This window comes from Psychromicrobium lacuslunae, assembly GCF_000950575.1.
GTDB lineage: Bacteria > Actinomycetota > Actinomycetes > Actinomycetales > Micrococcaceae > Renibacterium > Renibacterium lacuslunae.
Genome location: NZ_CP011005.1, coordinates 827,829 through 841,897 on the forward strand (window position 1 = coordinate 827,829; position 14,069 = coordinate 841,897).

Consider the following 14,069-nt stretch of genomic DNA (forward strand, 5'->3'; position numbering starts at 1 on the left):
AGTGTATATTCCAGATTTGGCATGCGTGCGGCTGCTGGCAGCTTGTCGTGAGAAACTAGGTCGGTGATGACGAACCTGCCGCTCGACCAACAGAATAATCGCCTTGCGGTGTTATTCGATCTCGATGGAACGTTGGTCGATCCAGCGGGTGGTATCACCCAAGGAATCGCATATGCACTGCAGAGCATGGCTCTGCCGGTTCCGGAACAAGACATTCTCAACGCGATGGTTGGCCCGAAGCTTTCCGAAGGTTTATTAGCCCTGCCGAATTTTCCGGCCGATAAGCTTTCGGCTGTAGTCGCCGCGTACCGAGAGTGGTATTCGGCCCGTGGCATCGCCATGGGTCGGCCCTACCCGGGCATGGTTGAGTTGCTGGAGACGCTACGTCGTCGCGGTTTCTTAATCGGGCTGGCGACCCAAAAGCCGCTCTCGCTGGCTAGGGTGCTGTTGGATACTCACGGGTTGAGTGGTTTTTTTCAGGCAGTTTCGGGCGCGGCAGAGAACGAGGCCCTGAACACTGCAGATTCTTTGCCACCAAAGCAGCGCATTATTGAAACCGCACTCGAAGAATTGTCCTCACCCCCGCGAGCAATTATGGTTGGTGACCGGGCGCATGACGTGCTGGGGGCGCGGGCTAATGGCCTGGACTGTCTTGGGGTGAACTGGGGATTCTCTGCAACCGGGGAACTTGAGAAGGCCGGTGCGATCCACACCGTGGATTCGGCGGAAGAACTGTTGGCGAGAATCAGCGAATATTTTGCTTTGGAGGTGGCGAATGGCTCTTTATGACGCCGCCCGGGGGACGGCTCGTGGTGCGATTGCGCTGACCTGCCGACCCACCATTACCGGTTTGGAGAACGTGCCCAAGGACGGTCCGTTTATTGTTGCGCCCAACCATCTGTCCTTTTTGGACAGCGTACTGGTGCAGACCTTGATGCCGCGTAAGGTCGCCTTCTTCGCTAAAGCTGAATACTTCACTACAAAAGGTTTCAAGGGCCGAATGATGAAGTCCTTTTTCTCTGCAGTCGGCTCGATCCCGGTTGAAAGAGGCGAACAGGCTGCTAGCGTAGCGGCCCTTAAATCACTATTGGACATCTTGGCCGAGGGCGACGGCGTCGGAATTTACCCGGAGGGCACCAGATCACGTGACGGCAAGCTGTACCGCGGCCGCACCGGAGTTGGCTGGCTAGCGCTCACCACCGGAGCCCCGGTGATTCCGGTGGGCCTGAAGGGCACCGAAAAACTTCAGCCGGCTGGAAGCAATAGAATTCGACCGCAACACTTCTCGATGATTGTCGGCAAGCCCCTACAGTTCGAGAAGACCGGAACTGACCACTCATTGCCAGCCCGTCGGGCAGCCACCGACGCCATTATGGATGCAATTGCCGAGCTGAGTGGCCAGGAACGCGCCGAGGGCTACAACAAGAGCAAGTCGAGCGACGAGGGCTGAAGCGGCCCCGTAACATCAGTTCAGTGACAGCTCAGTAGTAGTCCAGTGGTAGTCCGGTGGTGATCCGCTGAGCACGTCGGATGTCGGTGCCGGGGACTAGGATAAATATGTGGCAAATCCGCTGAGTTACCGGCCGAAAACCGGTGAAATCCCCACTAACCCTGGTGTCTATCGCTTTCGTGATGAACACGGTCGGGTGATCTATGTTGGCAAAGCTAAGAACCTGCGGGCCAGGCTGACCTCCTATTTCGCCAACCCGGCAACGCTGCTGCCTAAGACCTATGCAATGGTGCATACTGCGGCCAGCGTGCAATGGACCATTGTGGGCAGCGAGCTGGAGGCTTTGCAGCTCGAGTACACCTGGATTAAAGAATTCGCCCCTCGATACAATCTCGCCTTTCGTGATGACAAGAGCTACCCCTATCTTGCTGTCACCATGGGCGAGCAATTCCCACGGGTTCAGGTGATGCGAGGCGAGCGTCGCAAGGGAGTCCGTTACTTTGGCCCGTACACGGCCGGCGCCATCAGGGAAACCGTGGATACCCTACTGCGAGTGTTCCCGGTGCGTACTTGCAGCCCGAGTGTGCTCAAGCGCGCCCAACAGAGTGGTCGTCCCTGTCTGCTCGGTTACATCGATAAGTGCGCGGCACCTTGCGTTGGAAAGATCAGCGAGCAGGATCATCGGCAGCTTGCCGAGGAGTTCTGCTCTTTTATGGCCGGGGAAGCGAAGCGTTTTATTAGCTCGCTGGAGAAGCAGATGGCCGCGGCGGTGGCTGAACTGGATTATGAACAGGCCGCTCGACTGCGCGATGACATTATTGCGTTACGGAAGGTTTTCGAGCGCAACGCGGTGGTGCTACCTGAGGACACCAGCGCCGATATCTTCGCGGTGCACCAAGACGAGCTTGAGGCAGCGGTACAGGTTTTCTATGTGCGCGCCGGCCGGATTCGCGGTCAACGGGGCTGGGTAGTGGAAAAGGTCGAAGATCTGGAGCCCGCAGAGCTGGTCGAACATCTGCTCCAACAGGTCTACGGCGAAGAAAGCGGTCAACGTGATGCCGACGATAAGATTCCGCGGCAGATTCTGGTGCCTGAAATGCCAAGTAACGCCGAGCAGCTGAGCACCTGGCTGAGCGGACTGCGCGGATCAAGGGTGGAGATCAAGGTTCCGCAGCGCGGCGACAAGGCGGCGCTGATGGAAACGGTCGAATCCAATGCCGAACAGGCGATGAAACTGCATAAATCCAAGCGTGCCGGGGACCTGAACCAACGCTCATTGGCGCTCAAGGAATTGCAAGACGCGCTCGGTCTTCAAATGCCGTTGCTGCGGATTGAGTGCTATGACATTTCGCACGTACAGGGCACCAATGTGGTGGCCTCAATGGTGGTCGTGGAGGACGGCTTAGCCAAGAAGAGCGAGTACCGGAAGTTCTCCATCAGCGGAGCTGCTGCGCAGGACGACACCGCTTCAATGTACGACGTGATCAGCCGACGGTTCCGGCATTACCTGCAGGAGCAGCAGGAACGCGCCGAGGCGTTGGCGAGCACTGAGGTGACCTATGAGATCACCGAAGAAGGCATTGAAGCCGGGTCGAAGAGTAAATTCGCTTATCCACCAAATTTGGTAGTGGTCGACGGCGGCCCACCGCAGGTCGCGGCTGCCAGCAGAGCGCTAGCCGATTTAGGCATTAGCGACGTCGCTGTGGTTGGTCTGGCGAAACGCCTGGAAGAGGTCTGGTTACCGAACGATGATTTTCCGGTCATCCTGCCGCGTAGCTCGCAGGGGCTCTACCTGCTGCAACGGATTCGTGATGAGGCACACCGCTTTGCCATCACCTTCCATCGTCAAAAGCGCGCCAAGTCAATGACCGCTTCGCTGCTGGACGAAATCCCCGGACTGGGGGAGTCGAAAAGCAAGACCCTGTTGAAGCATTTCGGATCGGTGAAAAAACTGAGGGCGGCCAGCGTTCAGGAGCTCACTGAGGTCAAGGGAGTAGGTCCGGTGCTCGGTGAGGCTATCCACCAGGCACTGCAGGATGCGCAAGCTGCACCGGCGGTGAATATGAGTACCGGCGAAATTCTGGAAACTTAGCTAGGCTGAATCTTGACTAGGCTGGAAGGTAGCTTGGCGCAATCGCGACCGGCTAGAACCGGATCAAAGGATAGGTGGAGATGGCAGACCTCACCCCGGTGAAACCGCAAGAATCAGAGTTGCTGGTAGTCACCGGTATGTCGGGTGCTGGGCGCAGCACGGCTGCCAATGCGCTGGAAGATCACGGCTGGTATGTGGTGGAGAATTTGCCGCCGCAGATGCTCGGCACGCTCGCTGAACTGGTGGCTAGGACGCCTCAGGCGCTACCCAAACTGGCGGTGGTCGTCGATGTGCGCGGTAAAGCTTTCTTCGCCGATATCCGAGATTCCCTGAATATGCTGGCTGCCAGCGGGATTAGTTATCGGGTGCTCTTCCTCGATGCTGATGACGATACCCTGGTGCGTCGCTTTGAGCAGGGCCGGCGACCGCACCCCTTGCAAGGTGATGGCCGGATGCTCGACGGTATTGCCGCCGAGCGGGAGTTACTGGCTCAGTTGCGGGATGCCGCCGATATCGTGATCGACACCTCGGCCCGGAACGTGCATGAACTGGCCAGCCAGGTTACCGATTTGTTCTCAGATTCGGGCCCGGTGGTGCTCCGGCTTACTGTGATGAGCTTTGGCTTTAAATACGGATTACCGGTGGACGCTAACTATGTCGCCGATGTGCGTTTCCTGCCGAACCCACATTGGGTGCCGCAACTGCGTCCGCATACCGGGCTGGATAAGGACGTCAGCGATTTCGTTTTGATTGACAATAACGCCAATGAATTCGTCACCCGCTACGTTCGTGCGCTGGAGCCGGTGCTCGAAGGCTACCGGCGTGAGAATAAACACTATGCCACCATCGCCGTCGGCTGCACCGGCGGCAAACACCGTTCGGTAGCTGTCTCGGTCGAGCTCGCCAAACGACTAGCTCAGCTGCCCCGCGTCGCGGTCAGTACCCGGCACCGTGATTTAGGGCGCGAATAGTGGGGTTGCTCACCGGACCGCTGCCGCTTATTCCGCCGAAAAATAGGGCAAGCGACGGCGGCGGAAACGACACCTCGGTGGTGGCTTTAGGCGGCGGGCACGGGCTCTCCGCTTCGTTGTCCGCCTTGCGGCTGCTAACCAGCGAATTGACAGCCATCGTCACGGTGGCCGACGACGGCGGTTCCTCGGGACGGTTGCGCGAGGAACTAGGCGTGCTACCACCCGGAGATCTACGGATGGCGCTGTCTGCGCTCTGCGACGATACCGACTGGGGGCGCACCTGGCGGGATGTGATGCAGCATCGTTTCGCGGCCAAGCCAGGCAAAGAAAGTTCCCTCGATCAGCACGCGATGGGAAATTTGCTAATCGTGACACTGTGGGAGCTGCTGGGTGATACCGTCGATGGCTTGAAATGGGCTGGCGCATTACTCGGCGCCCGTGGTCAGGTGTTGCCGATGGCTAGCGTGCCGTTGACGATTCAAGGTGAGAGCCGGAACATCGACTCGCAGGGCGTGGAAACTGTCCGCACGGTGACCGGGCAGGCAGCCTTAGCCAGCGTCGGCGTGGTGGATCAGGTCCGGCTAATCCCGGAGACCGCCCCGGCCTGTGTAGAGGCCCTGGAAGCAATTGAATTGGCCGATTGGGTGATCCTAGGGCCCGGATCCTGGTATACCTCGGTGCTGCCGCATTTGTTGCTGCCAGAGCTACGTCAGGCGCTGTGTGCCACCCCAGCTAAGCGTTGTTTGGCGATGAACCTGGATGTGAATGACAAAGAAGCCGCGGGAATGAGTGCTGCCGACCATCTTCGGGTGATTGCCAAGTATGCGCCAGAATTTGGCGTCGATGTAGTGTTAGCAGATCCCACTAGTGTCGGTGATCGTGCCGAGTTTGAACTGGCGGCCTCCGCATTGGGGGCCGAGGTGGTGTTGAGCCGAGTGCGGGTGAGCAATCGGCAACCGGTGCATGATCCGCTACGATTGGCGGCGGCGTTCCACGACATTTTTGCTGGTGGTTAGCCGATGATGAGATTTGCAGATAGACAGAACGGAATGTAGATGGCATTGACAGCGGCGGTTAAAGAGGAGCTGTCTCGGCTCGAAGTGCGTAAAGCACCGGTCCGTAAGGCCGAGGTTTCCGCAATGCTGCGGTTTGCGGGCGGCTTGCACATCATTTCCGGCAGGATTGTCATCGAGGCGGAAGTCGACCTCGCCGCTACCGCACGCCGGTTGCGAGTGGCTATTGCCGAACTGTACGGTCATCAAAGCGAGATCATCGTGGTCTCCGGCGGTGGACTGCGCCGCGGAAATCGCTACGTGGTCCGGGTGGTCCGGGAAAGCGAAGCCTTAGCCCGGCAGACTGGACTGCTGGACAGCCGGGGGCGGCCGGTGCGAGGCTTGCCCTCGGTGGTGGTGAACGGTTCGATGGCTGATGTGGAAGCTGTCTGGCGCGGTGCCTTCCTGGCTCATGGTTCTCTCACCGAACCCGGTCGATCCTCCTCGCTCGAGGTGACTTGCCCGGGACCGGAAGCCGCGCTCGCCTTGGTAGGAGCAGCCCGTCGCCTGGGCATTGCGGCCAAAGCCCGCGAAGTCCGAGGCATTGACCGAGTGGTGATTCGGGATGGCGACACCATCGCAGCGCTGCTGACCAGAATGGGCGCTCATCAGACCCTTTTGACCTGGGAAGAATCCAGAATGCGCAAGGAAGTGCGCGCCACCGCTAACCGTTTGGCGAATTTCGATGACGCTAATTTACGCCGTTCGGCTCAGGCCGCAGTGGCCGCCGGCGCCAGAGTGGATCGGGCTTTGGAGATCCTTGGCGAGGACGTGCCGGATCATCTGAAATATGCCGGTGAATTGAGGGTTGCGCACAAACAAGCCTCGCTTGATGAATTGGGTCGGCTAGCCGATCCGCCGATGACCAAGGACGCGATTGCCGGGCGAATTCGTCGGTTGCTGGCGATGGCGGACAAGCGCGCTTCGGATCTTGGCATCCCGGGAACCGAGGCCAATGTGACACTCGAGATGCTTGAGGAATAGCCTAGGAGAAGAGTTTCAAAAAAAGATCTGCCATTCCGAAATACATCACAAAAATGTGACGTTATTACGAGAGGTGGCAGTGCTTGTCACTGAAATTATCGAATTCTATGGAGGAACCGTGAGCGCTACAGAGTACACACTTCCCGATCTGCCTTATGACTATGCGGCTCTTGAGCCCCATATTTCCGGCCGAATCATGGAACTGCACCATGATAAGCACCATGCGGCTTATGTCACCGGCGCTAATAATGCGCTGGCTCAACTGGCCGAAGCTCGGGAAAAGAATGACTTCGCGAATATCAACCGGCTTTCCAAGGATCTGGCTTTCCACACCGGCGGACACACCAATCACTCGGTGTTCTGGAATAATCTTTCTCCGGATGGTGGCGACAAGCCCGAGGGTGAGCTGGCAGCTGCTATTGACGATGCTTTCGGTTCATTCGACGCCTTCCGTGCCCAGTTCAACGCTGCGGCGCTGGGTTTGCAGGGTTCCGGTTGGGCATTCCTGGCCTATGAGCCGATCGGCGGCAATTTGCTGATCGAGCAGCTTTACGATCAGCAGGGCAACGTCGCCGTCGGCACTACGCCGCTGCTGATGCTCGATATGTGGGAGCATGCCTTCTACCTGGATTACGTCAATGTGAAGGCCGACTACGTCAAGGCTTTCTGGAATATCGTGAACTGGGTCGATGTTGCCAAGCGCTTCGACGCGGCGCGCGCAAACGCCACCGGGTTGATCGTCCTTTAGTCTCGGTTACCCGGAAAGTGACTGTAACTTACGTCACATAACCGTGAAAACGTGCTGGCTTTGCCCTCGCATTTGCGGGGGCAAAGCCAGTTAAACGTAAGATGGATCACGGAAGGTTTTTCGTCGCCGTAACTTGGCGTAAACCTTCAACTGGTAAATCATCTCTGCCCAGAGTCGTGCGAGAACCGTTATATCAAGGGTTCGGCAATGAACCTTTGAACTGTGTGAGCCCCCGGGCCACAAGCACCTAGGAGATTGAAGCGTGACCACAAAGATTGGCATTAATGGCTTCGGCCGCATTGGCCGCAACTACTTCCGCGCAGCTCTTGAACAGGGCGCTGATCTGGAAGTCGTTGCAGTAAACGACCTGACCAGCCCAGAAACCCTAGCTCACTTGCTCAAATACGACTCGGTGACCGGCCGGATCAAGGCCAGCGTTGAGGTCGTTGACGGTCACCTAGTGGTCAATGGCAAGACCATTAAGGTATTGGCCGAGCGTGATCCAGCCAATCTTCCGTGGGCTGAACTGGGCGCCGAGATCGTGATTGAATCCACCGGGTTCTTCACCAAGGCCGCCGATGCTCAGAAGCACATTGATGCCGGCGCCAAGAAGGTACTTATTTCCGCTCCGGCTACCGACGAGGACGTCACCATCGTGCTCGGCGTGAACGACGGTGATTACGATCCGGCGAAGCATCACATCATCTCCAACGCTTCCTGCACCACTAACTGCCTCGGCCCGCTAGCCAAGGTGCTGAACGATAACTTCGGTATTGAGCGTGGCCTGATGACCACCGTGCACGCCTACACTGCGGATCAGAACTTGCAGGATGGCCCGCACAAAGATCCACGCCGGGCGCGCGCTGCCGCAATCAATATCGTGCCTACCTCGACCGGTGCCGCCAAGGCTATCGGTCTGGTGCTTCCAGAGCTTAAGGGCAAGCTTGATGGCTACGCGCTGCGGGTTCCGGTGCCGACCGGTTCAGTGACCGATCTGACCGCGACGGTTTCCCGTGAGGTGACGGTTGAGGAAGTCAACGCCGCCTACAAGGCAGCCGCCGCCGAAGGCCCGCTTAAGGGTTACCTGAGCTACACCGAGGATCCGATCGTTTCCTCGGATATCGTCACTGACCCCTCGTCCTCGATCTTCGACTCGGGTCTGACCAAGGTGATTGGCAATCAGGTCAAGGTAGTTTCCTGGTACGACAACGAGTGGGGCTACTCGAACCGCTTGGTGGATTTGACCGAACTGGTGGCATCCAAGCTCTAAAGTAGGCCGCCGAGTGTGCAGATCTACATCTTAAACATGGCTCAAAACGTGTAGATCTGCACACTCGATGTGTCAGCGAGGGCCCCTCGGGCTGGGCCCACGCTTCCGGGGGCCCCGAGGCGAGGGACGAGTCTTGGGAGGAAGTGGGGATAACGCTTCTCGCCCTCCCCAGCTTCATAAGTTCAGCCAGGGCCCCTCGGGCGATAAGCTGGGGGTATGACATTACACACCCTTGACGAACTGCTCGCCGAAGGTGTTCAGGGGCGGTACATCTTGGTCCGTAGTGACCTGAATGTTCCGCTTTCTGGCGCTGAAGATGGAAAACAAACGGTGACCGATGACGGTCGACTACGGGCTTCGTTGCCGGTGATCGAAAAACTTGCGGCTGCCGGTGCGCGGGTACTAGTGCTGGCACATTTGGGCCGCCCTAAAGGCGTTCCGGAGCAGAAGTATTCGCTGAAACCAGCCGTTGAACGGCTCGCTGAGCTAACCGAGGTGTCCGTCTCACTCGCCGATGATGTTTCCGGAAGTGCGGCGCAGGCCGCCGCGGCCGCACTGCAAGATGGCCAAGTTTTGGTGCTGCAGAATGTGCGCTTTGACCCCCGTGAGACTTCCAAGGGGGACGAAGAACGTCAGGAATTGGCGGCTGAATTTGCCGCCCTTGGCGGAGCGAACGCCGCTTTTGTCGATGATGCTTTTGGTGCCGTGCACCGCAAGCACGCCAGTGTCTACGACTTAGCCAAGACGCTGCCAAGCTACCAAGGCGATTTGGTACGCACTGAACTTGAAGTGCTGCAGAAGCTCACCGAAAACCCCGAGCGTCCCTATGTAGTGGTGCTGGGTGGCTCTAAGGTCTCCGATAAGCTCGCGGTGATAGCCAATCTGATCGGTAAAGCGGACAAGATTTTGGTTGGCGGCGGGATGCTTTTCACCTTCCTCGCGGCTCAAGGACATTCGGTCGGCGCAAGTCTGTTGGAAGCCGATCAGATCGACACCGTCAGGGAATACCTGGCTAAAGCCGCTGCCGCTGGCACCGAATTCTTGCTGCCGAGCGATGTAGTGGTGGCGGAGAAATTCGCCGCCGACGCCGCGCACGAACTAGTCGCCGCAGATGCCATTGAATCCAGTAGTTTCGGTGCCGAAGGAATCGGACTAGATATTGGTCCGGAAACGGCCAAGAGCTTTGCCGAGCAGATTTTGGCCGCTAAAACAGTGTTCTGGAACGGTCCGATGGGCGTCTTCGAGTTCCCAGCCTTTGCCGCTGGCACCAAGGCAGTCGCGCAAGCTCTGGCGGACAGTTCAGCTTTTAGCGTGGTCGGTGGCGGCGACTCAGCCGCCGCGGTTCGTACCCTTGGTTTCGCTGAGGACTCATTCGGTCATATTTCCACCGGGGGTGGGGCTAGCCTCGAATTTTTGGAAGGTAAGGAACTTCCGGGATTGGACGCGCTGCAGCGCGACTGACCCAGAATAACTTCAACCGGTCTCGGCAACAGCGGCGGGCCGCACTCTTGTGCGGCCCGCCGCTGTTGCGTAATAAGTCCTTGTGTTTCCTGAGGTTGCCTCGGTGTTGCTTGGCTACCGGACGCATGGTTTTCTGACAGAAGAGGAACCGTGCAGAGGAGCGAATATGGGATTTCCCGACCAGGTGACACCGCAGCAAATGCGCACGGTGCTGGGCCACTTTGCTACTGGACTGACCGTGGTGACAGCGCTTGACTCGAGCGGGCCGGTGGGCTTTACCTGCCAGTCCTTCACTTCGCTTTCGCTCGAACCGCCGCTCATCTCGATCAATCCCACCAAAGGCTCGAGTAGCTGGCCGAAGATCAGACAAGTAGGTCATTTCGCGGTGAACATTTTGCCCACCGGCGCCGAACAGCTTGCGCTGAGTTTCAGCCGCCGCGGCATTGACAGGTTCGAAGGCATCGAATGGCGACCCTCTGCCGCTGAAAACCCGCATTTGACTGGGGCGCTGGCCTGGGTGGACTGTGAGCTCGAGGCGGAACATGATGCCGGAGATCACACCATTGCCATCGCCCGGGTGAGGCAGCTCAGTGCCTCAGATACTGTGCAGCAACCTTTGCTGTTTTTTCGAGGTGACTTTGCGGCCTTGCACAACGAGCCCGCAGTTTCACCACTTCGTCAGCGCAGCGAGGTGTTGGGCGACTCCCGAGCAAGTGCCTTGAGCGCATGAAATTTCAGCTTCTCGATATTATTCCGCATCAACGCAATCCACTCACCGGTCGCCTGGTCAATCCGGCGGAACGTTTGGCGCAGACATTGCTTTTCGCGCAGCGGGCGGAGCAATTGGGTTTTGATGCTTTTGCGGTGGGGGAGCGTCATGCCGGGAGTTTCCTTTCCAGCTCACCGGTGGCAGTGCTCGGTGCAATTGCCGCCAGTACCTCCCGGATCAGGCTGCAGACCGGTGTCACAGTGCTTTCCTTGCATGATGCGTTCAGAGTGGCCGAGGACTACGCAACCATTGACCAGCTCTCCCGGGGCCGTTTGGAAATAACCATTGGTAAGGGCAATGAGCTGGCCCACTTCCCGCTTTTCGGCCTGCAATCGAACGAACAATATGAGTTGCTGAGCGAAAAATATGAATTGCTCCGGCTGCTCTGGAGCGAGGAATCGATTGATTGGAGCGGGAAGTTCCGCAGCGAATTGCGACAGGCCACCTCCTTGCCGCGGCCATTCGCTGGACCGATCCGCATCTGGCACGGTTCGGCGACCTCCCGCACCGCCGTCGAACTTGCCGCCCGCTGGGGTGATCCGCTTTTTAGTGCCAATGCGATCCAGCCACTGGGGGCTTATCGCGCGCTGATCGCTCATTACTTTGAAGAGTACGAGCTGCACGGGCATGACCCGGCCCGCGCCTATCTGGGTGCTGGTTCAGGTGCCGGGGGCTTATTCATTGCGGAAACCTCCGAACGAGCCAAAAAGGAGTTCGGTCCAGTTTATGAAGGGTTAGTCGCGCGGCGTGATGTGCCGGGAAACAATACGCCGTTCCGCAATATTGACCATGCTGTTGCCGAAGGCCCCGCCTTAGTTGGCACTGTCGAGCAGGTCACGGAGAAGATCCTGCGGTTCCATGATGCTTTCAGCCACGACCTGCAGTCGGTATCACTACCAAGTACGGTGCCCTTAGAACAGCAGCTTGAGATCCTTGAAGCCTTCGCCACTGAAGTTATTCCGGCTGTTCAAGCAGAGGTCAGCACCACTTTGTGGGGTGCCGGTGACCCACACGCCCAGCGGCCGGCCTTTGCCGGTGGGCGATCCGCAGTGCCCGTGCTGAGCCATTGACAAAAGCCGAACTATTCACCGACCAGTGCCTGCTAGGCAAGCGATTTCGATGGGCGTGATGGGGTGGAACGTTTCGACAGCATATCTAGGCTCTTTCTCTATGCACTGAGCCGTTCTGAGAGCTGGGGCTGTGCTGCCTTCGGTGCGGCTATTAACTCAAGCAGTCGCCGCGCCAGGGCGTCGTTATCCCGGAATACTGGGGCGTTGCTCCCCGGCCTAGGGAAGGCTCCGGTCACCATCGAATCGGTGAAAGCACCGACAGCGAAGCGGTTCAAGACACTAGCTCCGTGCTGATTGAGCACCCGGTTCTGCCCATCCACTTGAACTCGGTCGGCCGTGGCACCCGCGGAGATCAAAGGGTCCACTGAGTAGCGCGCGTCCTGCCGGGGAAGGAAAGCATCGATCAATGCTTTGGCGCTCCTGGGGGTTTTCTGCCAGGCCGAAGTCGCCTCAAAGCAGCCGCTGAGCTCGTTGAGGTCGATGCGTACCTCGGGGCCGAGGAATTCAATGAGGCCAGCTTCTTGCAGAGCCAGTAACTCCTGCAATCGCCGTGGCGGGGGTCCGCTGGCAAGAAAGCTGAAGAAGCTATGCCAGCGCCCCCGAAGCTTACGGTGGGAATCCAGGCTCAGCCGATCATGGGGGATCTGGACCAGCGCTCCGTAGCAGCTTAACAGCGCCAGAAACAGGCCGTAAGCCTCGCTGTGCTGATCGGTGCTCTGCCGCTCGAGATCGGTCAGGATGTAGTTCCGCAGCCAGCCCTGCAGATCCTCAACCTCGGTGTCTTCGAAAGGCCGGTCTAACCGGTTCAGATCGAGGTAATCTGCGGGATCGGAGAGTAACTTTTGGAGCGTACTCCGGGCGGGCAGCCCCGGTGCTTCGAAGAGCCGTTGAATATCCGTCCAGTGTCCGTTGAGCCGCTCTGGGTGCCCGGTACTCAGCTCCCGGTAGTAGCCGTAGAGCAGTTCCTTACTGATCAGCGGCCACAAATCCTGGTCGAAATCGAGCAGCTCGCGGCTGAGCAGGAGTTCCTCGATCACCGAAGCACTAAAGAAACGTGGCGCGAAGGGCTCGCCATGGAGCACGGTTGGTGTCTTTGAGTGATAGGGCACGCCGCGTCGGGAGCCAACGAGGAGCCGTGGCTCGCGACCGGAGGGCAAGTACTTCAGGCTTCCGTCAGGGTTTTCTCGAAACTGGCCGCCGCGGCCCTGCATGAGCAGCACCATCAGGTCGATGAAGGCAAGCCCCAGGCCGCGAACCAGCACCGGCTGACCGGGCTGCACCGCAGAGAGGTCGCTATCAGCGGTATAGCAGGGCGGCAGATACCAACCCTGGTGGCGTTGTGCGAAGTCGAGCAACTCCTCGCTTTGCTGATCCGGCACTGCGTCGGTATGCCCCAAAGCCAATACTGCGGCGTCCACGACCAGACTACGTGTTGGCTCGCTGAACCTAATCTTCTCGCGCCCATCATCGAGCGTCTCTATTGCTTTGACACTGAACGGGTGGTGAATCACGACGGCCCGGGGGGCCAGTTTGCGCACCGTCTTGCGGTAGCTCCACTGCAGGTACTCGGCATGCAAGCGCCGACTCGGGAAGCTCCCCGGGCGCAGGCTGAGAAGTTCTTGCCAAAGCGCTGCGTCGTCGATCTCTAGATCAGCAACCGAACCATTGCGCACGGCAACTGCCCAGTCGAATAAGTTTGGTCCTGCCGCCACCGGGCCGGCCATTTTCAGCGAGGAATCGGTAAACATCGTGACATCGGCGGCAGTTGAGTTCAGCCGAAGTAGAGGGGATTGCTCTCGTCGCCAAATTCGACCAGAACCGGGTTCGAAGGGGTCGAAAATGTGGATGGTGAAATTCGTCGAGGGAAAGTCTGTCAGATTGCTAGCCAACCGCTCGAGGATGCCTGCGGTCCGTGGCCCGCCGCCGATGAATGCGAGCGCGCGAGGAGCCTGCCGATGAGTGTTCGACGAATCGCTGGCCAAGGAGTCCTCCGGGGTGATGTTACTTTTTCCCGACTGTATCCAGCTCGGCTGGGGCTGTCAGTCGAACGGTCAAAGAGCGTAAAAGGTCGTCATTGATGGGTCATAAAGAGGTCATAGCAAGTCACTAAAAGTCATCGGAAGACCCGCTGCGACCGATGAAGTCACCGACCTTGACCCGGCTTCAGCGCGCCCCGTAGCTTCGAGCCACTAGCAATCCACC

At 58.5% G+C, this 14,069-nt stretch carries 12 protein-coding genes; 11 read left to right on the forward strand and 1 reads right to left on the reverse strand.

The window, feature by feature from the left end:
- Positions 1 to 66 precede the first annotated feature (66 nt).
- From UM93_RS03805 to UM93_RS03855, 11 genes are all read left to right on the forward strand, one after another.
- Positions 67 to 789 (forward strand): HAD hydrolase-like protein, encoded by a 723-nt coding sequence (locus UM93_RS03805; protein WP_045073761.1) that lies wholly within the window; start codon positions 67 to 69, stop codon positions 787 to 789.
- Positions 776 to 1,450 carry a lysophospholipid acyltransferase family protein gene (locus UM93_RS03810; RefSeq protein WP_045073763.1) on the forward strand — a complete coding sequence of 225 codons (675 nt, stop codon included), beginning with the start codon at positions 776 to 778 and terminating at the stop codon, positions 1,448 to 1,450. The genes UM93_RS03805 and UM93_RS03810 overlap by 14 nt, the downstream gene beginning before the upstream one ends.
- A 109-nt stretch (positions 1,451 to 1,559) precedes the next feature.
- The gene (gene uvrC / locus UM93_RS03815; protein WP_045073765.1) at positions 1,560 to 3,542 is read left to right on the forward strand and encodes an excinuclease ABC subunit UvrC; all 1,983 of its coding nucleotides are present in this window, start codon (positions 1,560 to 1,562) and stop codon (positions 3,540 to 3,542) included.
- Positions 3,543 to 3,622: 80 nt separating this feature from the next.
- Positions 3,623 to 4,513 (forward strand): RNase adapter RapZ, encoded by an 891-nt coding sequence (gene rapZ / locus UM93_RS03820; protein ID WP_045073767.1) that lies wholly within the window; start codon positions 3,623 to 3,625, stop codon positions 4,511 to 4,513.
- Positions 4,513 to 5,529 carry a gluconeogenesis factor YvcK family protein gene (locus tag UM93_RS03825; protein ID WP_045073768.1) on the forward strand — a complete coding sequence of 339 codons (1,017 nt, stop codon included), beginning with the start codon at positions 4,513 to 4,515 and terminating at the stop codon, positions 5,527 to 5,529. The genes rapZ and UM93_RS03825 overlap by 1 nt, the downstream gene beginning before the upstream one ends.
- Positions 5,530 to 5,568: 39 nt before the next feature.
- The gene (gene whiA, locus UM93_RS03830; protein WP_045073769.1) at positions 5,569 to 6,549 is read left to right on the forward strand and encodes a DNA-binding protein WhiA; all 981 of its coding nucleotides are present in this window, start codon (positions 5,569 to 5,571) and stop codon (positions 6,547 to 6,549) included.
- A 118-nt stretch (positions 6,550 to 6,667) separates the two neighbouring features.
- A complete protein-coding gene (locus tag UM93_RS03835; protein ID WP_045076830.1) occupies positions 6,668 to 7,297 on the forward strand; it encodes a superoxide dismutase in 630 nt (209 codons plus the stop codon).
- Between the two features lie 262 nt (positions 7,298 to 7,559).
- The gene (gene gap, locus UM93_RS03840) at positions 7,560 to 8,567 is read left to right on the forward strand and encodes a type I glyceraldehyde-3-phosphate dehydrogenase (protein ID WP_045073770.1); all 1,008 of its coding nucleotides are present in this window, start codon (positions 7,560 to 7,562) and stop codon (positions 8,565 to 8,567) included.
- A gap of 216 nt (positions 8,568 to 8,783) precedes the next feature.
- Entirely contained in the window at positions 8,784 to 10,028 is a 1,245-nt protein-coding gene (locus UM93_RS03845; RefSeq protein WP_045073771.1) for a phosphoglycerate kinase, read from the forward strand.
- A gap of 166 nt (positions 10,029 to 10,194) precedes the next feature.
- Positions 10,195 to 10,758: a flavin reductase family protein gene (locus tag UM93_RS03850; protein WP_045073773.1), complete on the forward strand. Its 564-nt coding sequence runs from the start codon at positions 10,195 to 10,197 to the stop codon at positions 10,756 to 10,758.
- A complete protein-coding gene (locus UM93_RS03855) occupies positions 10,755 to 11,867 on the forward strand; it encodes an LLM class flavin-dependent oxidoreductase (protein WP_045073775.1) in 1,113 nt (370 codons plus the stop codon). Before UM93_RS03850 ends, UM93_RS03855 begins: the two co-directional genes overlap by 4 nt.
- A 98-nt stretch (positions 11,868 to 11,965) precedes the next feature.
- Here the strand turns inward: UM93_RS03855 and UM93_RS03860 are convergent, their stop codons facing one another.
- Positions 11,966 to 13,849 carry an FAD/NAD(P)-binding protein gene (locus UM93_RS03860; protein WP_045073777.1) on the reverse strand — a complete coding sequence of 628 codons (1,884 nt, stop codon included), beginning with the start codon at positions 13,847 to 13,849 and terminating at the stop codon, positions 11,966 to 11,968.
- Positions 13,850 to 14,069: the final 220 nt, after the last annotated feature.